We start from the raw sequence: 21,534 nt of genomic DNA, 5'->3' as shown, positions 1-21,534 counted from the left end.
AGCGATATGGGAAAAAAGAGAGCACAATTTCTTCCTTATGCTCTGCCTTTCATTCAGCAGGAAGAAATTGATGAAGTCATTGGAACATTAAAGTCCGGCTGGCTGTCAACTGGACCAAAAGTAAGACAGTTTGAAGAAGAATTTCAGCAGCTGACAGGTGCAAAACATGCGATCGCTGTCAATTCATGTACGGCTGCTTTATTTTTAGCGTTAAAGGCAAGAGGGATTAGGGCTGGGGATGAAGTGATTACAACCCCTCTGACATTCTGCGCAACAGCCAATACGATTATCCATACGGGGGCAGCGCCTGTATTTGTCGATATTGATCCAGCGACACTCAACCTGGATGCAGAGAAAATAGAAGCGGCCATTACACCACATACAAAAGCGATTGTTCCTGTTCACTTTGCCGGTCAATCGTGCGATATGGACCGGATTTTAGCCATTGCCAAAAAGTATGATCTATTTGTACTTGAAGATGCTGCCCACGCTCTTTACACAACGTATCACGGTCAGCCCGTTGGATCCATTGGTGATGCGACCGCTTTTAGCTTTTATGCAACGAAAAACCTAGCGACTGGTGAAGGCGGCATGCTGACAACAAATGATGATGCGCTTGCGGCTCGGATTAGAAGACTAGCGCTCCATGGGATGAGCAAGGGAGCGTGGAATCGTTATGGAGAAAAAGGAACGTGGTATTACGAGGTCGAGGAACCAGGCTATAAAATGAACATGTTTGACGTGCAGGCATCGTTAGGGCTTGTTCAACTAAGCCGACTAGATGACATGCAGGCGCGGAGAGAACAGATTGCAAAAGCATACAATCAGGCTTTTCAAAAAGAAGCGGGTCTGATCCTGCCGCCTGTGCATCAAGAAGGAAGACATGCATGGCATTTGTATGTACTGCAAGTGAATCCAAAAGAAGCATTTATCACGCGTGATGAACTGATTGATCAGCTGCAAAAGGAATATAAAATCGGCACGAGTGTTCACTTTATCCCTGTTCACTTGCATCCATACTATCAAGAAACATATCACTATTCACCGGAGGATTTTCCTGAGTCACTTGCATACTACAAGCAGACGCTCTCACTGCCGCTCTATCCAAGTATGACAGATGAAGATGTGCAGGATGTTATCACAGCGGTGTTGACTATTTTAAAAGAACAGAAGGCATTATCATGAAGGTCGTTCATGCTGTAGATGATCAGGTGCTGGCTGCTTGGCTGGAGAAATACGGTCAACAAGCGGAACAAATGAACGGCTTCAAGCAGTTTGCTCTTGTTAATGGCGCACAGCTAAAGGCAGTCCTGTTATATGAATGGTCAAAATGGGAAAGCGGCATTTTTCATCAGCATATTTTTCATGTGAAGTTTGTCGAAGCGGAGACAGCGTCTGCTTTTCAAGAATTGATGGAGCGTTTCATCAATTGGATGAGAACAGAAAAATGCGATTTTTTCTTTTTACGTCTTGAAGCGTCTGATCTTGAAAAAAACCGCATCGTCCAAAGGCTGTCACATGTGTACTATGTGGGCGGTCTCACTCGTCTTGAGGCGCCGCCTGTTCAAATGGAGATGCCATCTACAGGTGAAGATGTGGTCATCAGTCTGCCGGATGAAAAGGATTACGATGAGGCGGTGTCACTTGCTCATCAGGCTTTTGTGAAAAGCCGGTATGCACTTGATCCTTTTTTAGATCAGAATGCCGTCCAGCATTTTTTTCAGGAATGGATGAGAAACAATTTACTCGGACGTGCAGATATCAATCTCGCAGCAAAGTTGAACGATGAAGTCATTGGTTTGATTCAAGGGGTGACAAAGGGCGATGAACTGGTACTTGATTTATTGTCCATTAGAGCGGATGCACAAGGAAAAGGGATCGGAAAAAAGCTCGTGATGGCGATGATTAACGCCTCTCATGAGAGAGGGCATCGGTTTATGTCTGCCGGAACTCAGATGCATAACACAACCGCGATTCAGCTGTACGAAAAGCTGGGCTTTAGAACAAAAAATGCCTTCTTGTATTACCATGTGTGGCCGAAAAAAGGAGAGAGGTAAGATGGCGCATTTCTATATCGGAGATCGCAAAGTAGGGGATGGCGCGCCTGTCTTTATCATTGCAGAGGCGGGCATTAACCATGATGGAAAGCTGGATCAGGCGCTTGCTTTAATTGATGTGGCAAAGGAAGCAGGTGCCGATGCGGTGAAGTTTCAAATGTTTCAAGCTGATCGGATGTATCAAAAGGAACCGGGTTTGTACGAAACAGCCAAAGGGGAAGAGGTGTCTATTTTTTCTTTAGTGGAACAAATGGAGCTGCCGCCAGAATGGCTCCCGGTGTTATTGTCACGTTGCGCGGAAAAAGGGCTGATATTTTTAAGCACAGTGTGTGACGAAGAATCTGCGGATCTATTGAATCAAACCGATCCGCCGGCTTTCAAGCTGGCATCCTATGAAATCAATCATTTGCCTCTTATGCGTCACACGGCATCTTTTCAAAAGCCCATCATATTCTCAACAGCCGGGGCAACCATTTCGGATGTCCATGAAGCATATGAGGCGATTACAAGCGAGCACAATCAGCAGGTCGCTATCATGCATTGCGTAGCAAAGTATCCAGCACCTAGAGCTTACACGAATCTGCGCGTGCTTCAAACCTTAGCTGCTGCATTCCCCGAGGCAGTCATTGGCTTTTCTGATCATAGTGAGCATCCAACTGAAGCGCCTGTGGCCGCTGTGAAGCTTGGGGCAGCAATCATTGAAAAGCACTTTACAGTCGATAAAACGTTACCTGGGGCTGATCATTCCTTTGCTCTTGATCCTGAAGAATTGAAGGAAATGGTTCAGCATATTCGAGCGGCAGAAAAGCAGCGGAATCTAACAGAAGCTGACACTCTTTCAGTGCCAGAAGAGCTCCTTGGCAGTTCTTATAAAACGACAACAGCTATTGAAGGCAAGATTCGTGAATTTGCGTATCGAGGCATTTTTACGACAAAAGGCATTGCGAAAGGCGAGACATTGACCGCAGAAAATCTAGCCGTGTTACGTCCAGGACAAAAAAGCCAAGGTCTGCATCCGCGGTATATGGCGATTTTACTTGGCGCAAAGGCTGTCAGAGATATCCCAGCCCATACAGGGGTTTCGTGGAAAGATGTACTCATGCAGGAGACGCCAAATGATCAATGATGTCCTTTTTGTCATACAGGCGAGAATGGGCTCAACAAGGCTGCCAAAAAAGGTGATGAAACCGATCGGCGGTATGGCGCTGATCGACCTGATTGTTGAACGAGTAAAGCAATCAGATCATTACAATCACAAAACGCAGAACCTCATGATCGCCACAACAGTTGAGGCAGAAGATGATCTGCTGGCTCATTATTGTTTATCAAAGGGCTATAAAGTATTTCGTGGCAGTGAGGCGGATGTACTGCAGCGATTTGCGCAGATTGTCCGTCATTTTGAACCGCAAACCATTGTGCGTTTAACAGGAGATAACCCATTTATAGATCCAGTCCTTTTGTCGAAAATGCTTGAAAAACATAGACAAGAGAAGGCTGATTACACGTATACGGCTGGAACGCCACTCGGTATTTCCGGGGAAATGATCGACGCACAGATTTTAAGTGAAATCGACAATTTTCCCCTTACGCAGCCAGAGCGTGAGCATGTCACGCTCTATATCAGAAAGCATCCAGAGCAATTTCACCTGCAATTATTCACACCGCCCAAAGAACTTGCATATCCTGCTTATCGATTCACGATTGATACAGAAGAAGATTATGTGTTTGCGACCCGTTTACTAGAGAAAGCTGGCGGCTCCATTGCTGTGCCTACGGCTGAACTCATCACCATTTGCGAACAAGACCCTGATATTGTTCGGCTGAATCAATTTGTGAAACAGAAGGATGCTGAATGAACAAGAAAATCATGATTGTTGTGTATGGTGGGTTTTTAAGAGGGATGGGTCATGTCGTCAGAATGAAACGGCTGGCAAATCAACTGCTTCAAGAAGGAAACGACATATCTTTCTATACAAATGAACAGATCTGTGTAGAAATGCTCTCAGGTCCAGATTGGCACGTTCATTTGGTGCAGGAGTCGAAGGCATTCCTTCAGATGGAGCAGGACATAAAAGAGCTGAATCCAGATCTTCTGCTGATTGATGTACTTGATTGTGACCTCCAATTTCTTCAATTAGTCAAAGCATCCTCCAGCTCTGCCAGGCTGGTCTTATTCGAAGAAAAAAGAGCAGAAGCTTGTCAGCTTGCCGATGCTGTCGTGAACGGCATTTATGGCGGTCTGGACGAAAAGTACATGCAAGTAGATGGGACAGAATATTTTTATGGAACACCTTATTTATTGTTAGATCAAGAGATAAGCCGATTAAAAGACACATATGAGGTTCGAAAAGAATGCAAAAAGGTGGTCATCAGCCTTGGGGGCAGTGACCCGCGTGGATTGTTATTAAAGGCTGTATCAGCAATCCTCGAAGCGGACCACTTACACATTTTAGCGGTTACAGGAAAAGCCTCCCGCATTGAGGAACAAATAGAGGCTGAGCATATTCAATTCATTCGTCATACAGATCAATTACCTGCGCGTCTCTCGGAAGCTGATCTGGCAATAGTTGCTGGCGGGATGACATTATACGAGGCAGTTTGTATCGGAGTGCCCAGTATTGTCCTTTCACAAGTCGACCATCAAGCAGTGACAGCCGCTCGTTTTGCACAAAAGGGAGCGTGCCACCATCTTGGCTTAGGTGAACTTGTGGATGAAAAAGATATACGGTGTGCTGTGGAAAGACTGTCCAGCAGCTACTTTCTCCGCAGGAGCATCCATCTTAATGGACGGACACTCATTGATGGAAAAGGAATTGAACGAGTGAAAAACATTCTTATACACCTCATGAATCATCACCAAAAAGACTATAAGGATGTGTAGATGTGAAGGGAGTTATTTTAGCAGGAGGAAAGGGATCACGACTGGCGCCTTTAACGAAGATTTTCAATAAACATTTATTGCCGGTTGGTCCATATCCAATGATTTATTGGTCATTGTTCAAATTGAAGGAAGCAGGGATTTTAGATGTGATGGTCATATCACAAGAAGAACAAATCCCGTTGTTTCAAAAGCTGCTTGAAAGCGATCAGGAATTGGGGATGAACATCGTATATCAGGTACAGCCTGAAGCGTCTGGGATATCAGACGGTTTATCCTATGCAAAGCCCTTTGTCAAAGGGGAGAAGTTTGTGCTGATGCTTGGTGATAATGTATTTGAGGATTCGCTAAACCCTTTTGTTGAAGCTTTTCAGCAGCAAGATAGAGGAGCCAAGGTTCTGTTGAAAGAAGTGGCAGATCCAAAGCGATTTGGCATTGCAGAAATTGATGCCGCCCGTCAACAGATTTTATCAATAGAGGAAAAGCCGGAGCATCCGCGCTCATCCTACTGCGTCACGGGCATCTATTTTTATGATCAAGAAGTCTTTCAATATATTGAGAGAATCTCGCCGTCAGATCGAGGCGAATTAGAGATTACAGACGTGAACAATCTCTATATCTCAAATAGCCAGTTGACCTATGATATGTTAAAAGGGTGGTGGATTGATGCAGGAACACATGAATCTCTCCACGAAGCATCTGCGAAAATGTTTGAAACGATGAAGAAAAAAGAGGGATCCGAATGACGAAGTCTTATTTAATTACAGGCGGAGCGGGTTTTATCGGACTGAATTTTGTGAAGCTGCTGCTTCAGGATACAAATGTCAGGCTCACCGTTTTTGATAAATTAACATATGCCAGTCATCCAGACGAGATGGATGAATTATTAAAGTTGTCTCATTTTCGGTTTATTCAAGGGGATATTACCCTTCAGCATGAGCTAGATCAAGCATTTGACGAAGTCTATGATGCGATCATTCATTTTGCGGCAGAATCGCATGTTGATCGCAGCATTGAATCGGCAGAGCCTTTTATTCAAACAAATGTCCTTGGAACGTATCGTATGCTTGAAGCTGTTTTAAAAGGAAAGGCGAAAAAGCTCATTCATATTTCAACAGATGAAGTATATGGAGATTTGGAGCCAGATGATCCTGCTTTCACAGAACAAACACCACTCTCACCGAACAATCCTTATTCAGCAAGCAAGGCGAGTTCAGACCTGCTTGTAAAATCCTTTATCCACACTTACCAATTACCCGCGATGATTACACGATGCAGCAACAATTACGGACCGTATCAGCATGAGGAAAAATTAATACCGACCATTATTAGAAAAGCAGTCAATGGAGAGAAAATCCCGATTTATGGAGACGGCCGGCAAATTCGCGATTGGCTGTATGTAGAAGACCATGCGAGAGCTGTGAAGAAGGTGCTCGAAAACGGCACAGCCGGGCAGGTATACAATATTGGCGGCGGCAATGAGAAAACAAATCTTGATTTAACCAAAACGATTCTATCGCAGCTTGGAATCAGTCATGATCAAATTGCGTTTATTCAAGACCGAAAAGGACATGACAGACGGTATGCCATTGATGCAAGTAAGCTAAAAGGCGAGCTCGGCTGGACGCAGGAGACGTCATTTGAAGAAGGTATCGAAAAAACGATCAATTGGTATCGAACCAAATACGATCAGAGCGAAGAAGGGTGACGGATGAAAGTTTTAATCACCGGTGCAGGCGGCCAATTAGGGAAAGAATTGAGCAGACAGCTCAAAGAAAAAGACATGACCGTCATTGCCTTAACGAGGAACATGCTCAATATCACAGACCAGCAGGCAGTTAGACATGCGATGAGACACTATCAGCCTGATATTGTTGTCAGTGCAGCAGCCTATACATCTGTTGATCAATGTGAAACAGAAACCGAAAAGGCGTATCTTGTGAATGGCATTGGCGCCTACTATACAGCCCTGGAAGCAAAGCGCGCAGGCGCTGATGTGTTACATGTCAGTACAGATTATGTGTTTGACGGGCAGGCGGACACCCCTTACCAAATCGATGCACAGGCAGATCCTCAAACCATTTATGGAAAGAGTAAAAAGCTTGGTGAGGAATTGATTCAGCTTGTGTCAGATGAAGTGAAAATCATTCGTACCTCGTGGCTTTATGGACATGAGGGGCATAACTTTGTGAATACCATTCTTCGGCTCGCTGAAACGAAGGATCATTTGCGCATTGTGAACGATCAAATAGGGTCTCCTACTTATACAAAGGATGCAGCTGAGGCCTTGATTCATTTGTTTGATCAGAAGGCAGGCGTGTATCATGTCAGTAATCGAGAAAGCTGTTCCTGGTTTGATTTTGCGTCAGAAATTGTGATGAAAAGCGGCCTGTCCGCCACAATTGAGCCGATTTCCACGGAAGAGTACGGCTTCCAAACGCCTCGCCCAGCCTATTCTGTCTTAGATCTTCAAGCGATTGAAGCCACAGGCTGGCAGCCGAGGCATTGGAAGGATGCACTTTACGAATATTTGCAGAAAGAAGGGAGATGGCAACAGCATGATTGATGGTGTTCAAACGAAAAAACTTATGAAACATTGTGATGACCGCGGCTTTTTTGCAGAGCTCATTCGAGATGATGAACCGATGCTGAAACGCTTTGGGCAGGCGTCATGGTCGAAAAGCTTTCCAGGCGTGATCAAAGCCTTTCATTATCATGAAAAACAAGACGACGTTTGGTTCTTCCCCGCAGGTCATGCGCAGGTCGTGTTATATGATTTGCGTGACGACTCTCCCACAAAGGGGCAAACCGATGTGTATTATATGGGGGAAGACAATCCGATGCTGCTTCTTATCCCAAAGGGTGTCGCGCATGGCTATCGTGTACTAGGTGAGACGCCGCTGCAAATTGTGTATTTCACAACAGAATCGTATGACCCGAATAACCCAGATGAAAAGCGAATCGACTGGAATGACGAAACGATCGGGTTTAATTGGGAAACGACATTTAAATAGAGAACGGGGGGCCTTTCGCAGGAGAAAGGTCTTTTTTTGTTGAAATACATTCTATATGTGTCATTTTATGTATATGTACTAAGCTGATAAGAAAAGGGATGTGGATGAGTTTGTCTAAAAGAATTGCGTTTGTAACAGGAGCAAGTACAGGGATTGGAAAGGCCATCGCCGTAAAGCTTGCCGCTCAAGACAATGTAAAGATCATCATCAATTCTAGAAATCAATCCTCACTAGAAGAAGCGCAGCAGCACATTGGGCGTATGGCAGAAACAAAGGAGCCGGTGGCTCTTTTCTGTGGGGACATGTCAGATGAAGGAGTGAGGGCTGAGGCTTTTACGAAAATAGAAAAAGAGTTTGGCAGACTGGATGTGTTGATTAATAACATTCCAGGGGGGAAGCCGGATACCTTTGATTCGTGTGACAGCGAGCAGATGATGGCAGTATTTTCTCAAAAAGCCCTTGCGTACATTGATACGATGAAGCGTGCGGCAGCGATGATGAAACGACATGAGTATGGCCGGATCATTCAAATTGTCGGGAACCTATGGAAGGAACCTGGCGACCAAATGTTTACGAACAGTATGATGAATGCAGCGATTATCAATGCTAGTAAAAATGCTGCCACACAGCTTGCACCTTCAGGGATCACAGTGAATTGTTTAAACCCGGGATTTATTGCTACAGATCGGTATGAACAATTTATCGGAAACATGATGCGTAAACAGGCATTATCGCGGGAAGAAGCTGTACAGGCTGTAGCGTCAGGAATTCCAATGAAAAGAGTGGGGTCAGCGAGTGAAATGGCTTCATTGGCCGCTTTTATCGCATCAGAGGAAGCCTCCTATCTTACAGGCCAACAAATATCCGTCGATGGTGGTTCGATGAAAAGTATATAACATTAAAAAACCCGCTATATGCGGGTTTTTTGATTAAAGCGAATTGGAAGGATGCGAAGCCGGTCGATAAACAGGGCAAGCTGTTCAATTGGAGCAACCATTGAGATGCGGACATGACGGCTTCCATGTGCTCCAAACACACCCCCCGGCGTGACAACGACATCAGTATGTTCGAGTAAATAGTCAGCAAAAGCATGAGAATGGTCAAAATCATCAGGGATTGGAGCCCATAAATAAAAGGCGCCAGCTGGACGTTCGATGGACCATCCTAGCTGCTTTTCTGCCTGACTGATGAAAAAGTGAATTCGTTCAAGGTAGACCTCTTTTAATGATTGTATGTGACGGTCATCACTTTGCAAGGCGACGGTTGCAGCTTGTTGAAATCCTCCATACATACTGACAAACACATGATCTTGGAAGGCGTTAATGGCTTGGATGATGTCCTCATTACCTACAGCAAAAGCGACTCTCCATCCTGCCATATTAAATGTTTTGGATAGAGAATATAATTCCACTCCTACGCTTTTCCCAAGAGGAGCGTTCAGAAAGCTTACGGGTTTTTCTTCATAATGAAATGAACCATAGGCAAAATCATGAATGACATGCAGTCCGTGAGCTGATGCAAAATCAGCAGCCTCTTCAAAAAATGCATCATTTGCCACAGCACCTGTTGGGTTATTCGGATAATTTAAGAAAAGAACCTTTGCCTTTTTGAGTACCTCCGGATCAATTGAAGAGAGATTCGGCAAATAGCCATTTTTCGATTCAAGTTTGATGCAGTAGGGCTTTGCGTCTGCCATCAAGATCCCAGAATGATATTCTGGGTAGCCTGGATCGGGGACGAGGGCAACGTCCCCAGGGTCAAGCAGACACTGACTCATGACATAAAGGCCTGTTTTCCCTCCATTGAAAAGAGCAACCTCTTTCTGTGGGTCTATCTCAGGGCCGAACTCCTTTTTGTAGAAATCTGCAATGGCTTGCTTGAAAAAGTCGAAGCCTCTAAAAGGTGCATATTGCTGAAATTGCAAAGTGCCTGCTGCCTCTTGAAGGGCGCTTACGATATGTGCAGGAGTAGGAAGATCGGGATTTCCCTGACCAAGGTTTATGATGTTCGCTCCGTTTTGTGCTTTTTGCGCAATTTTCTCAAATACGGTTCCAAATTTCTGTTCTGGCAGCCGTTTAATCATGTTAGATGGTAAGATCTCCACCACGTTACCCTCTCTTTCTATCCCTTGACTAATTCATCCATTAAATGAAGGGCAGCTTGTTTCTGTAAGTTGCGGATGGATGCTGCAACATCCTGTGAGGATGACCCTTTTAACTCAAGCGACACGATGCCATTAAAGGCTTCAAATAAAGATAGATCGACAAAGGTGCCTTTGGACGGGCCAGATTCACTGACGATCACAGTATCTCCAACTAAAGCATCCTGCGGAATATGGATATGATCAATGGTGATGTGTGTGGCCTCTGCCGGTATGTGTCCGCTTTCTTTGAAATGCTGAGGGTATAAATGGCAGTCTGCTATATAATGCGTATGTCCAGAAAGCAGCTCTTTTGGCAGCTCCGCTTTTTTTCCATCGACTAATACATCGATCAGCAGCTTGGCCATATCCACCCCAAACACTTTTTTGATATTCGGAATCATATTCCAGCCAGCAAATCTAGCTGCGGATTCGATCAGTCCTGCTTCTCGATTTTTCATGAGCTTGATCTCTGTATGGGTCGCACAGTTTTCAAGGCCTAGCCCTTCATTTGCCTTCTTAGCTGCCTCAATAATGATTTGCTGGGCTTCATTGTCTAGGATCGAGGGAGTAATATGAGCCGTTTCTGTAAAACCGATTTGAGGGGTCTTGTCATGTATGACAAAAGGGATATATTCTCCCTCCACGACTAACCCTTCTACACTGACATAATCAGAATAGCCACCCTCCTGATACCAATCCTCGTAAGCACCCTCTAAATACGTTTCAGCGACAAATGGTGCTTCATATGTCACAGCGTTTGGGACGGGGATCGTTTGCAAGTAGGATTGTACGTTTAAAAAGAGATCATCACTGCCGGCTCTGTCATGAAAAAGGGTCACGCCAATGGAGCTTGCTAAATATGTAGGCTTTAAAATAAGCGGTGTCCCGATATGTTCAATAGCTTGCTGGAAATCAGCTAAAGTCGTGACAGGCTGAGTTTTCACCGCTTTGACACCAGCAGCGTTGAATGCAGCTCTCATTTGGCTTTTATCACGTGCCATTTCAGCTGCTTTTACCCCAGCGCCGCGCAGCCCCAGCCGTTCAGCGGCTTTTGCCATTGGTGCAATGAATAATTCATTATTGGTGGTGATGGCATCAGCTTTGAAAAAGGAAGCCACACGGACTAGGTCATCCACCACCTCTTCCTCTGATTTCAGATAATCATCATGTGCCCAGTAAATAGAATCAGGGTGTTCAAAAGAAGGGTGTGTCTCAAAATAATCACGATCTTTGATGACGGCAATGGAGTATTTTTCGATTAGTTCAGCGTGACCCTTTGTAATGGCAAAGGGTCTAGGGATATAAGAAACGATATGATAAGATGCCGCCACGCTTTCATAAAACATATGGGGCGGGCATCCTCCTAAGTCAGCAATGACAAGTACGGTTTTTTTACTCAATGAAAGCACTCCTTTTTATCTAGCGGTGTATCCGCCATCTGCTGTGACAACACTTCCAGTCATATAGCTGGATAGATCAGAGGCGAGAAACAGCATCACGCCCGCAATTTCTTCGGGTTTTCCGAGACGAAGCAAGGGATTCACCTTTGCTTTTTCCTTTTTAACAACCTCAAGACTTTCTGAATGATTGTCTAAAAAGGATTTTTCATTTAATGGCGTATCAATGATCCCTGGGGCGATACAATTCACCCTGATTTGATGAGCGGCATAGTCGATCGCCATCGATTTGGTGAGCTGGATGACACCGCCCTTTGTTGCGTTGTATGCAGGAATGTCAGGCCAGCCAACGAGACCTCCGACAGATCCAGTATTAATAATACTTCCGCTTTTCTTTTCAAGCATATGCGGCAATGTATGCTTACTCATAAGAAATACACCAGTCAGGTTGACCTGTAGAATGTGGTTCCAATCCTCCAGTGTCATCTCGTGAATAGGTGAGACAATTTCGATGCCTGCATTGTTAATCAAAACATCAATTGTCCCAAATTGGCTCAGCACGGATTGAACGGTTTTTTGACAGTCAGACTCATTCTTAATATCTGTTTTGAAAAACGCAGCATGTTCATGAGGCAATGATTCAATGAGTTGTTTACCGCTATCTTCATTGATATCAGCCACTGCTACTTTTGCTCCGTGCTCAAGGAAAAGCTTGACGGCGGCAAGCCCAATCCCAGACGCACCTCCTGTAATCAGGACGACTTTTCCGGCAATGTTCATTTCTTCACCTTAGACGCTTTTGGCTTTAAGCGGTTATAGCGTGGAGGGAAGAAGAGATTAATAGACTTTGATGCTTCTGGCTTTGGATTAATGGCGCCGTGATCTTCTTTTGGATCACAGAAGTAGGTCGTGCCAAATTCCATCTTTTCTGTAAAGCCTTCAATCGTCATATCGTACCCACCGCTAATGCAAATCCCGATTTGTTCATTACGGTGCTTATGAAAAGGCATTTCCCCGCCATTTCCCGGAATGTTGGCAATCATAAGCTCCATCCAGTCTTCCACAAAAAAAGTCACTTCCATGCCAGGAAGTAAATCACGCGTTTTGAAAATGTCTAAGAAATAAGTAGGAGGAGCCGTATATTCCTCGCCATCTTTCAATCTCTTAATATCAATGGCGATCACTTCTTCATCTGTCAGATTCGATGCGCCGTGAGGAACGAATGGTGGTGCAATATAGGCTGATTCTAATGGGGTGAGCAATTGGGTCGATTGGCCGACCGTCATTTGAAGCTCACCTTTTAATACGATGCCGATTTGTGCTTCTGGATGCTCGTGAGGTTCGATGATTGTGTGAGGAGGGACGTATGAAATTAACACTTCCGTATCGCCTCTGGCAGTAGAATATTGGATGACACCATTATCCCATTCTCGTTTTTTCGCTTGAGGAAAATATAATTCTTGCACCTTTTGTTCAGTTGTCATGTTACATCTCTCCTTTTCCGAATATAGACCAGCTCATAGGAATGCTTTTAAATGTTCGAATGAAGGTGAGGCCGTATGTAGCTCTAGCCACCTCATTGGTTAAAGCGAAATCAAATTCGCCGTCTCTGACTTTTTGTGCGGCTGTACTTGTAGAATTAACAAGCTCAAATTCAGCATTTTGATGAATAAAATATTGAATCAAATTCACAGGTGCAGGATGAGAAACAATTTTTAAATGGTGAAGCATTTGTTCTTGAAAGGGGAAATCTGGTCTGACAGCCAAACCATACATGGGCGTGTCACATCTGAATATTTGTAAAAGCTGCAGGTCAGGTCTCATGTAGAAGTGTTTGATTCCTTCGTATGCGTGTGGAACGAGAGTGTATTGGAGTGCGTTAGAGAGAGTATGTTCAATGCAAGTTTCGAATGTGTCGTAAAGGGATAGTTTCGTATGAGTGCCGAGTGTAGTGGTGGAATGAGAGATGAAATGTTTTGCTGCATATTCACTGCTTGTCCCCTTAGGGCCTAATGTATTGACTGTAAACATCTTAGGTGAAACGATGGGCTCTTCTTTGAAATGAAAAACATCATTCTTTAAGATCATGTTTACCTTACCATCCAATCTTTTTCAAATTTTTACTAGATTATAAAAAATAAAATTGGTAATTGTCAACAAAATTTATAAAAAATGTATTTTATGATGATATTAAAAATTGATCTAAAAAACTGCACATATCGAGATGTGCAGTGAAATGAGCTCACGTTTCAAATGTGTTTTTATGTTTCTGCTGTAAGGTTTTTTCACGTTTATAGCTGACGAAGCTGATGAGAAAACCAACAAGCGTAATGAGTGCACATACAAGCCCTACTGTATGATAGCCGAAATGGACATAAACAGGTCCCATCAGAGCTGATCCAAGCATTACGGCAAGATTAGAAGCAAGGCTGTAAAAAGCCATCACTTTGCCTCGGTGGGTTTGGGAGCAGTCGCTCAGGACGGTGCTCAAAAGCGTGACAGATAAACTTTGCATGGCACCCCAAATAAATAAAGCAAAAATGAGCAATGTCCATGAGAACGGTGCATAAGGAAGTAAGGCAAGAACTAGCGTAATGCCGCCCAGCACAAAGTAAAGTGAACGTGTTTTGCCAAACCAATCTGCTAATTTCCCGGTAAACATACTCATGGAAAAGCCAACACCATAAGCCATGATCAGAAGTCCAGCTGTTGATTGCCCTCCGGAAAACAGACTTTGCAAGTATGCTCCTAAAAATGAGTACATGCCATAAAATCCAAGCATGTTACAAAATGTCACGGTCAAATAGGCAGGGACTCGGTCGATTTTTAAAGCCCCCCATAAAGAGCCTGATTTCTCCCTAGTTTGAGGTGCCTTTGAAGCAGCTGTTGTGACTCGTTTTCGAGATTCAAGGATGACGAGCAGCAGAACAACGAGACTCATCATGGCGAAAATCCAAAATGTCCAGCGCCAGTTCAAACTTTGACCGATAAAGGCGCCAATGGGCACACCAAGGACAAGAGAAAGAGACCAGCTCGATACAATGAGTCCCATCACTTTGCCGCGATACTCGTATGGAACCCGGTCGCCCACAAGAGCATAGGCTGTTGGCACAAATACACCAGTCGCCAGCCCAGAAATAGCACGGCCTGCAAAAAACACGGCCAAATTTGGGGCAGCAGCACACATCACTGTTCCAATCAAAAAGAAAGACAGCCCAATAATCAAACACAGCTCTCTTGAATACCGGTCCCCTAAAGGAACGAGCAGCGGAGCTCCAACCAGCACAGCTAACCCATAAATGCTGATGGAAAGAGCGAGAATATCAAGAGAGTGCTGAAAGGAGTTTGATAAATCAGGCAGCAGTGGTGAAATCACCAGCTCTTCCGATCCCGCAGCAAAAACGCCAAGTGTGAGTGCGATGGCAAGTGTGATGGGAAATGTTTTAGAAGCCTGGCTGTCTAAAGATTCTTTCATCAAGTGATCCCTCCATACTTGCTTTTTCATTCAATTCCGTTAAAATAAATTCTACCATTATTTAGTTTTATTTTACATTTCATATCATAAGTATTATCATCAAATACTTTTCAAATGGAACGATTTTTGGATAGGAGAGGTACGAATGAAAATCACCGATGTAGATGTGCATATTTTAAATGAATTGAGAGAAGATGCCCGCTTATCCATGAGGGAATTGTCCAAACGAGTGAATTTATCAGCACCTGCGGTAGCAGAAAGAGTGCGTAAATTAGAGGATGCAGGGATTATCGAAGGATATTCTGTTCAGGTCAATTATAAAAAATTAGGGCTTCTGATTGACTGCCTGCTGGAAGTTACGGTGTTAAATGGGGAGTATCAGCGTTTTGTGGCTTTTATGAATGAGCATCCACGCGCCTTTTTTGCTTATCGAGTGGCAGGTCAGTCTTGCTTTTTCATTAAGCTGTCAGTTTCTTCTCTTGAAGAAATTGAAGCCTTTATTCAAGAAGTATCTGGATTTACAAAAACCGTCTCCCATATTGTCTTGTCAGAGCACTCTTTTTCCCATCCAATTCAGGAACGTGTGAAACCAATAGAAGAGCCAGAAATGACCGTGGTGAAATAAAAAAAGGACCTGACTCAGGTCCTTTTTGTTCGTCTATCTGACTGATAGCTCATAATTGTAATGATAAGACCAATAAATGTCACAGCTGCAGCAAATAACGGAACAAGCTGTAAATGTGTGATTTCGATAGCAAGACCGCCAAGCGCTGCACCGCCGGCATTCCCAATATTAAATGCAGAATGGCTGAGCGTCGATGCGAGTGTCGGTGCTTCATGTGCCATGTTCATCGTGCGGTATTGCAAGGTAGGAACAAGAATAAATGAAATGATTCCCCAAACAAAAATGGTCAGCACGGCAGGCACTTTGAATTCGGAAGTGACTGTAAACAATAACAGGACAGCAATGAGCAGGATCAGTGTCACCATAATACTTGGCATCAGCTTCCAGTCAGCAAGCTTTCCGCCAACTAAATTTCCGATAGTGACCCCAAGTCCAAATAGGACAAGGATGAGCGTCACCCCATTTTCCTGAAATCCAGTGACTTGCAGCAAGATTGGGCTGATATACGTAAAGGCTGTAAATACACCAGCAAAACCAAAGATGGTCATTGCAAAGGAAACGAGTACTTGTGGTTTTTTCAAAACGGATACTTCATTTCGAATATCGAGTACTTCTTCTTTCGACTGATTTGGGACTAAGCTGATGATACCAATTAAGGAAATGAGACCAATGACGGCAATGACTAGAAAAGACATACGCCAGCCGAATTGATTTCCGATAAAGGTACCGAACGGCACACCGAGTACATTGGCAACTGTCAGTCCTGTAAACATGAAGCTGATCGCGCTTGCGCTTTTCTCTTTAGGCACAAGCCGTGCAGCCATAATGGCTCCGACGCCAAAGAAGGTTCCATGAGCAAATGACGTTAAAATACGGGCGGCCATTAATAGACCATAAGAGGTCGAGACAGCGGCAGCAGCATTTCCTGCAACGAAAAGAATCATTAACAGAATGAGGAGACGTTTCCTCGACATTTTTCCAGTCGATAACGTTAAAATAGGTCCGCCAACTGCGACACCAAGTGCATATCCAGTAATCAGCTGTCCTGAAGCAGAAATTGATACATGAAGGTCGTTTGCGACATTTGGTAAAAGTCCCATGATGACAAATTCAGTCATGCCAATCGAAAACGCACCGAGCGTTAACGCAAAAATAGCGATGGGGAAGTTTTTCATGATGTGATCACCTTTCTAAACAAATACATAAAAAAGCTTCGGAGAGATCCGAAGCCTTAAGAGTTTATCATACATGGAAATAAGACGCCAGCTGCTCGTTTGCTAATCGGTTTCCAACAAAGAAGGAACCAAATTCGCCGTAGCGTGCACTGACTTCATCAAAGCGCATTTCATAAACCAATTTTTTAAATTGAAGCACATCATCAGAGAAAAGGGTAACGCCCCACTCATAATCATCAAAACCAACAGAACCTGTAATGATCTGTTTTACTTTCCCAGCATAGCTTCGGCCAATTAAGCCGTGGCTTCTCATAAGAGATTTACGCTCATCCATGGAAAGCATGTACCAGTTGTCATTGCCAGAACGTCTTTTATCCATTGGATAGAAGCACACGTATTGAGAAGAAGGAAGCTCTGGATATAAGCGAGCACGTACATGCGGGTTCTCATAAGGATCTCCGCCATCGCCGCCTCCTGCTAAGTAGTTGCTGAGCTCAACAACTGAAACATAAGAATAAGCTGGAATCGTAAACTCTGCTAGCCGTGTCTTGTTGAATTCGAGTTCAATTTCACCTAGTTCTTCCATTGTCGGACGTAAAATCATGAGCATAATATCTGCTTTTTGGCCGACAATACTATAGATTGTTTGGCTCCCAGCCTTATCATGCTCAGCTGTTTTCCATTTTTCCAATAGACCTGTGAATTCATGAATGATGGCTTGGCGCTCATCACTTGTCAGCAGCTTCCAAGCTGTCCAGTCAATTGTTCTAAAATCATGCAGTGCATACCAGCCATCTAGTGTTTGAGCTGCTTCATTTGTTGTATGTTGTTCGCTCATTTCTTTCACTCCTATTAACAGTTTTCCATCTGTTCCAACTATAACATAGTTTGTCCAAATGGAGATGTGATCAAAACTTGAACGAGGAAAACAGCTTTTATCAAAATTGATTAAATTAGTTTGAAAAATAAGAATTTAATTTGTAAGCGCTATAATATAAGTTGGTAGTTTGAATTTAGGTAGAAGAAGAGTATGCTTAAAAGAGAACGCTTTTTTTGTAAAATCAAGGAGGGTATTGAAGTGGCAGATATTTTTTCAACAGTTCAGGAAAAGGTTGCAGGTAAAGGAGTAAAGATCGTTTTTCCTGAGGGAATGGACGAACGCATTCTAACAGCCGTTCAAAAATTAGCAGATGGCAAAGTATTGCAGCCAATTGTGGTAGGAAAAAAACAAGAAGTTGAAGCTAAAGCAAAAGAATTAGGTCTTACACTTGATGGTGTTGACGTGTATGATCCTCATACATATGAAGGTTTTGAAGAGCTTGTACAAGCTTTCGTAGAAAGACGTAAAGGCAAAGCAACAGAAGAGCAAGCCAGAAAAGCATTACTAGATGAAAACTACTTCGGTACAATGCTTGTGTATAAAGGTCTTGCAGACGGACTTGTGAGCGGTGCGGCACACTCAACTGCTGACACAGTGCGTCCAGCACTTCAAATCATTAAAACAAAAGAAGGCGTAAAGAAAACATCTGGCGTCTTCATCATGGCTCGCGGCGAAGAGCAATATGTGTTTGCTGATTGCGCAATCAACATTGCACCAGACAGCCAAGATCTAGCTGAAATTGCGATCGAAAGTGCAAACACAGCAAAAATGTTTGATATCGAGCCACGTGTGGCAATGCTTAGCTTCTCTACAAAAGGCTCAGCAAAATCAGACGAAACAGAAAAAGTATCTGAAGCAGTTCGCATTGCAAAAGAAAAGGCACCTGAGCTTGTACTTGATGGAGAATTCCAATTCGATGCAGCTTTCGTTCCTTCAGTAGCAGCGAAAAAAGCGCCAGATTCCGTCATCAAAGGCGACGCCAGCGTATTTGTTTTCCCTAGCCTCGAAGCTGGAAACATTGGCTACAAAATTGCACAGCGCTTAGGTAACTTTGAAGCTGTAGGTCCTATCCTTCAAGGTTTAAACCAGCCAGTAAACGATCTATCAAGAGGCTGTAATGCCGAAGACGTTTACAACCTTGCGCTTATCACAGCAGCTCAAGCACTATAATGATCTCGACAAAGGCAGCCAGTACGATAGATTCGTGCTGGCTGTTTTTTTGATGACAAATGTGTACAATATAGGGGGGAAAAGAAAAAATTTTGATCGTAGATAAAGCCGATAGAATGGGCAGGTGCTATAATGGACGATTTAATACATAAGCTTCAGCATAAGGTCGCAGGATTAACCGAGGCACAAAGGAGAATTGCAGATTATATCGTGCAAAATCCAATGGAGGTTGCGTTTTTAACTGTAGATAAATTGGCGTCAAAAGTAGGGACGAGTACAGCGACCATCATGAGATTCTCTGCTGCTGTAGGGTATTCCGGTTTCTCCGAGCTTCAAAAAGAGCTTCAATCAAATATGAAGCATAAAGCTGCCCCTCAAACGAGACTTGAAGCGAACCTCAAGCATTCAAATAAAAGTAGGCTTTTGCATAATCATGTCGAGCTGCAATTTCAAAATATCCAGTACGCTTTAGACAATATCACAGAAGAAACCTTTCAGCATATTGTTGAAAAAATAGCCAGCTCTCGCCAGGTTCTGTGTACAAGTGTCCGAAGTGGAAGACCTGTCGGCGAGTATCTGTCACTCGGAATCAATCGGCTGTTGGGGAATTGTCAATATATTGATGCAGACAAAAGTGACTGGGTGGATGATCTCGTTCATTTTCAATCTGATGATTTCATTATAGCGGTCAGCTATCCCCGCTATGCAAAGCGTATGAAGGATTTGCTGGAGGCAGCGAAGTCATATGAGGTGGAAGTGCTTTTAATTACAGACAGCTACAGCTCTCCACTAACAAAGTATGCACAATATGTATTGCCATGTTCCTCAGCAAGTGTGAGCTCTCATAACTCTGTCGTATCTGCTATCTTTATCGTAGATTATATTTTAAGTGCCTTAGCCATTAATGATCCTGAAAGAACAAAACCACGTTTAGATCAAATCAATCATATGTTAACGAAAATGAGTTATCACACAACACATTAGTCGTGTGGTGACTCATTTTTTTAATTTGATTTTTTTGAAAGCGCTTTACTAAATAAAATCGAGATGGTATGATCGTATCACAAAAGTAATAAATATTACTTTAATTAGATTAAATGTAATGAATATAACTAAAAGGGGATGATGGAAACTATGAGTACTGTTCAATTCGTGTCAAATGATCTAATAGATCGGGCAAGAAAGCTTAACTCGACCTTGCTGTCAGACGTGATGGGATGCACCGGCGCGATGGATCAACAAATTAAACCTGTTGCAAGAGGCATGAATATAGTAGGGACAGCTTTTACCGTCAGCTTACGGCCAGGGGATAATTTATTTCTTCATCAAGCGATCTACTCTGCGAAAGAAGGAGATGTACTGATTGTTGATGGAAAAGACCATAAGGGTCATGCATATTTAGGGGAATTGATGGCAGGTGTAGCAAAGGCTGTAGGAATAGAAGGAATCGTGATTGACGGGCTTGTTCGCGATAAACTCGCTTTAGAGGAACTGGCTTTTCCGATCTACAGTAAGGGGTTTATGCCAAATGGACCTTTTAAAGATGGTCCTGGGGAATTGAATCAAATCATCTCGTGCGGCGGTGTCAAAGTAGCACCAGGTGACTTGGTCATTGCTGACGATGATGGAGTCGTCATCGTTCCAAAGGAAAAGGTGGAACACCTGCTGACACTAGCGGAAGAGAAACAAGCGTATGAAAATCAAAGATTAAAAACGATTCAACAGTATATGAACGATGGAAAGCAAGACATCAGCCTTTTAGCACCGGCATGGCTGGAAGGCAGATTGAAAAAATTTCAGGGATAGGGGAATCTAAGATGAAGATAGGCTTTATCGGATATGGAGAAGCAGCATATGAGCTGTCAACGGGATTGAAAACAGAAGGATTAGATCAATTTTATGCGTATGATGTACTATTACAAAACGAGAAATTGGCTGGCGCGTTGAAGGAAAAAGCATCGCAGACAGGAGTTCAATTAACCAGCAGTATTAGCGAAGTCGTTGAGAAATCTGATATTGTGATTGCTGCTGTGCCAGCGAATAAAACTTTAGAAGTGGCCCAATCCGTATCGGGAAGTTTGAAAGAGAATCAAGTATATGTGGATGTGTCGGCATCAACACCAGACATCAAAAAACAAGTGGCAAACGAAGTTGAAAAGCAAAAAGCTCTATTCGTAGATGCTGCCATGCTAGGGCCTCTTCCAGTCAACAAACACAAGGTTCCGATCACGGCAAGCGGCAGTGGAACTGACCAATTCATGAAAGTAATGAATGCTTATGGCATGAATATTAAAAAAATCAGTGACCAGCCAGGAGATGCTTCGGCCTTGAAACTGATCAGAAGCGTTTATATGAAGGGGATCGTTGGTCTCATGATTGAATTTTTGGAAATTTCAAAAAAATATAACGTGGAACATCAAGTGATTTCTTCACTAAGCGATACAATGGATAGCAAAAGTTTTGAAGAGACCATGAATCGTCTTGTGACAGGGAGTGCACTTCATGCGAAAAGACGAGCGATCGAGCTTCTTGGCTCTATTGACATGCTAGATGAAGCAGAGGTTGATGCCAGTATGTCTCGGGCAGCACAACAAAAGCTTGAGAGATTAGCAGACTTTCAATTCGTTGAACGGTTTAATGGGAAAAAGCCGGCCAGCTGGGAAGAAGTCATTGACGTGATGCAGCAGGGGAAATAAATTGTAAGCGTTTTATTAAACGAA

23 protein-coding genes are annotated in these 21,534 nt (G+C 43.5%); 15 read left to right on the top strand and 8 right to left on the bottom strand.

The window, feature by feature from the left end:
• Window positions 1–6 precede the first annotated feature (6 nt).
• The 10 genes from MHB41_RS17365 to MHB41_RS17320 all read left to right on the top strand — a co-directional run bounded on the left by MHB41_RS17365 (window position 7) and on the right by MHB41_RS17320 (window position 8,845).
• Window positions 7–1,185, top strand: coding sequence for a DegT/DnrJ/EryC1/StrS family aminotransferase (locus MHB41_RS17365; RefSeq protein ID WP_098677127.1), 1,179 nt, complete (start codon window positions 7–9; stop codon window positions 1,183–1,185).
• The gene (locus tag MHB41_RS17360; RefSeq protein WP_098677128.1) at window positions 1,182–2,057 is read left to right on the top strand and encodes a GNAT family N-acetyltransferase; all 876 of its coding nucleotides are present in this window, start codon (window positions 1,182–1,184) and stop codon (window positions 2,055–2,057) included. The genes MHB41_RS17365 and MHB41_RS17360 overlap by 4 nt, the downstream gene beginning before the upstream one ends.
• Before the next feature lies 1 nt (window position 2,058).
• Window positions 2,059–3,183, top strand: a complete 1,125-nt coding sequence (locus MHB41_RS17355) for an N-acetylneuraminate synthase family protein (protein ID WP_098677129.1) — start codon at window positions 2,059–2,061, stop codon at window positions 3,181–3,183.
• Window positions 3,173–3,913: a glycosyltransferase family protein gene (locus MHB41_RS17350; protein ID WP_061110221.1), complete on the top strand. Its 741-nt coding sequence runs from the start codon at window positions 3,173–3,175 to the stop codon at window positions 3,911–3,913. The genes MHB41_RS17355 and MHB41_RS17350 overlap by 11 nt, the downstream gene beginning before the upstream one ends.
• Window positions 3,910–4,938, top strand: coding sequence for a glycosyltransferase (locus MHB41_RS17345; RefSeq protein ID WP_061110220.1), 1,029 nt, complete (start codon window positions 3,910–3,912; stop codon window positions 4,936–4,938). The genes MHB41_RS17350 and MHB41_RS17345 overlap by 4 nt, the downstream gene beginning before the upstream one ends.
• Window positions 4,939–4,940: 2 nt before the next feature.
• The gene (locus MHB41_RS17340; protein ID WP_041115453.1) at window positions 4,941–5,681 is read left to right on the top strand and encodes a sugar phosphate nucleotidyltransferase; all 741 of its coding nucleotides are present in this window, start codon (window positions 4,941–4,943) and stop codon (window positions 5,679–5,681) included.
• Window positions 5,678–6,643: a dTDP-glucose 4,6-dehydratase gene (gene rfbB, locus MHB41_RS17335; RefSeq protein ID WP_061110218.1), complete on the top strand. Its 966-nt coding sequence runs from the start codon at window positions 5,678–5,680 to the stop codon at window positions 6,641–6,643. Before MHB41_RS17340 ends, rfbB begins: the two co-directional genes overlap by 4 nt.
• A gap of 3 nt (window positions 6,644–6,646) precedes the next feature.
• On the top strand, window positions 6,647–7,501 hold the full coding sequence (rfbD, locus tag MHB41_RS17330; protein ID WP_034281275.1) for a dTDP-4-dehydrorhamnose reductase: 855 nt from the start codon (window positions 6,647–6,649) through the stop codon (window positions 7,499–7,501).
• Window positions 7,494–7,949, top strand: a complete 456-nt coding sequence (locus tag MHB41_RS17325) for a dTDP-4-dehydrorhamnose 3,5-epimerase family protein (protein ID WP_098677130.1) — start codon at window positions 7,494–7,496, stop codon at window positions 7,947–7,949. Before rfbD ends, MHB41_RS17325 begins: the two co-directional genes overlap by 8 nt.
• A gap of 104 nt (window positions 7,950–8,053) precedes the next feature.
• Window positions 8,054–8,845: an SDR family oxidoreductase gene (locus MHB41_RS17320; RefSeq protein ID WP_269199619.1), complete on the top strand. Its 792-nt coding sequence runs from the start codon at window positions 8,054–8,056 to the stop codon at window positions 8,843–8,845.
• Window positions 8,846–8,859: 14 nt separating this feature from the next.
• Here the strand turns inward: MHB41_RS17320 and MHB41_RS17315 are convergent, their stop codons facing one another.
• The 6 genes from MHB41_RS17315 to MHB41_RS17290 form a co-directional block, all read right to left on the bottom strand.
• The gene (locus MHB41_RS17315) at window positions 8,860–10,053 is read right to left on the bottom strand and encodes a pyridoxal phosphate-dependent aminotransferase (protein ID WP_217008676.1); all 1,194 of its coding nucleotides are present in this window, start codon (window positions 10,051–10,053) and stop codon (window positions 8,860–8,862) included.
• A gap of 17 nt (window positions 10,054–10,070) precedes the next feature.
• On the bottom strand, window positions 10,071–11,492 hold the full coding sequence (locus MHB41_RS17310; RefSeq protein WP_335350989.1) for an ATP-grasp domain-containing protein: 1,422 nt from the start codon (window positions 11,490–11,492) through the stop codon (window positions 10,071–10,073).
• Between the two features lie 15 nt (window positions 11,493–11,507).
• A complete protein-coding gene (locus MHB41_RS17305; protein WP_340899764.1) occupies window positions 11,508–12,269 on the bottom strand; it encodes a glucose 1-dehydrogenase in 762 nt (253 codons plus the stop codon).
• Entirely contained in the window at window positions 12,266–12,973 is a 708-nt protein-coding gene (locus tag MHB41_RS17300; protein WP_101676572.1) for a cupin domain-containing protein, read from the bottom strand. The genes MHB41_RS17305 and MHB41_RS17300 overlap by 4 nt, the downstream gene beginning before the upstream one ends.
• Window position 12,974: 1 nt before the next feature.
• On the bottom strand, window positions 12,975–13,577 hold the full coding sequence (locus tag MHB41_RS17295) for a bacilysin biosynthesis protein BacA (RefSeq protein WP_024423797.1): 603 nt from the start codon (window positions 13,575–13,577) through the stop codon (window positions 12,975–12,977).
• Between the two features lie 154 nt (window positions 13,578–13,731).
• Complete coding sequence (locus MHB41_RS17290) at window positions 13,732–14,964, bottom strand: MFS transporter (protein WP_340899767.1); 1,233 nt, start codon at window positions 14,962–14,964, stop codon at window positions 13,732–13,734.
• 145 nt (window positions 14,965–15,109) lie between these two features.
• On the opposite strand from MHB41_RS17290, the gene MHB41_RS17285 reads away from it, so the two are divergent.
• Window positions 15,110–15,589, top strand: a complete 480-nt coding sequence (locus MHB41_RS17285; protein WP_034281269.1) for an Lrp/AsnC family transcriptional regulator — start codon at window positions 15,110–15,112, stop codon at window positions 15,587–15,589.
• Window positions 15,590–15,603: 14 nt separating this feature from the next.
• Here MHB41_RS17285 and MHB41_RS17280 read toward each other — a convergent pair whose 3' ends face one another.
• Complete coding sequence (locus tag MHB41_RS17280) at window positions 15,604–16,764, bottom strand: MFS transporter (protein WP_061110213.1); 1,161 nt, start codon at window positions 16,762–16,764, stop codon at window positions 15,604–15,606.
• A 67-nt stretch (window positions 16,765–16,831) separates the two neighbouring features.
• Window positions 16,832–17,602 carry a hydrogen peroxide-dependent heme synthase gene (gene hemQ / locus MHB41_RS17275; RefSeq protein ID WP_034281267.1) on the bottom strand — a complete coding sequence of 257 codons (771 nt, stop codon included), beginning with the start codon at window positions 17,600–17,602 and terminating at the stop codon, window positions 16,832–16,834.
• Between the two features lie 240 nt (window positions 17,603–17,842).
• On the opposite strand from hemQ, the gene pta reads away from it, so the two are divergent.
• The 4 genes from pta to MHB41_RS17255 all read left to right on the top strand — a co-directional run bounded on the left by pta (window position 17,843) and on the right by MHB41_RS17255 (window position 21,510).
• Window positions 17,843–18,814 (top strand): phosphate acetyltransferase, encoded by a 972-nt coding sequence (pta, locus tag MHB41_RS17270; RefSeq protein ID WP_024423792.1) that lies wholly within the window; start codon window positions 17,843–17,845, stop codon window positions 18,812–18,814.
• Window positions 18,815–18,946: 132 nt separating this feature from the next.
• Window positions 18,947–19,798 (top strand): MurR/RpiR family transcriptional regulator, encoded by an 852-nt coding sequence (locus MHB41_RS17265; protein ID WP_327828279.1) that lies wholly within the window; start codon window positions 18,947–18,949, stop codon window positions 19,796–19,798.
• A gap of 150 nt (window positions 19,799–19,948) precedes the next feature.
• The gene (locus tag MHB41_RS17260) at window positions 19,949–20,620 is read left to right on the top strand and encodes an RraA family protein (protein WP_327828278.1); all 672 of its coding nucleotides are present in this window, start codon (window positions 19,949–19,951) and stop codon (window positions 20,618–20,620) included.
• An 11-nt stretch (window positions 20,621–20,631) separates the two neighbouring features.
• Complete coding sequence (locus MHB41_RS17255) at window positions 20,632–21,510, top strand: prephenate dehydrogenase/arogenate dehydrogenase family protein (RefSeq protein WP_176967135.1); 879 nt, start codon at window positions 20,632–20,634, stop codon at window positions 21,508–21,510.
• Window positions 21,511–21,534: the final 24 nt, after the last annotated feature.

Source organism: Bacillus sp. FSL H7-0578 (assembly GCF_038630855.1).
Taxonomy (GTDB): Bacteria; Bacillota; Bacilli; order Bacillales; family Bacillaceae; genus Bacillus; species Bacillus safensis.
Note: the sequence above shows the minus strand (reverse complement) of the source record. Positions and strands in the feature narration are given on the sequence as shown.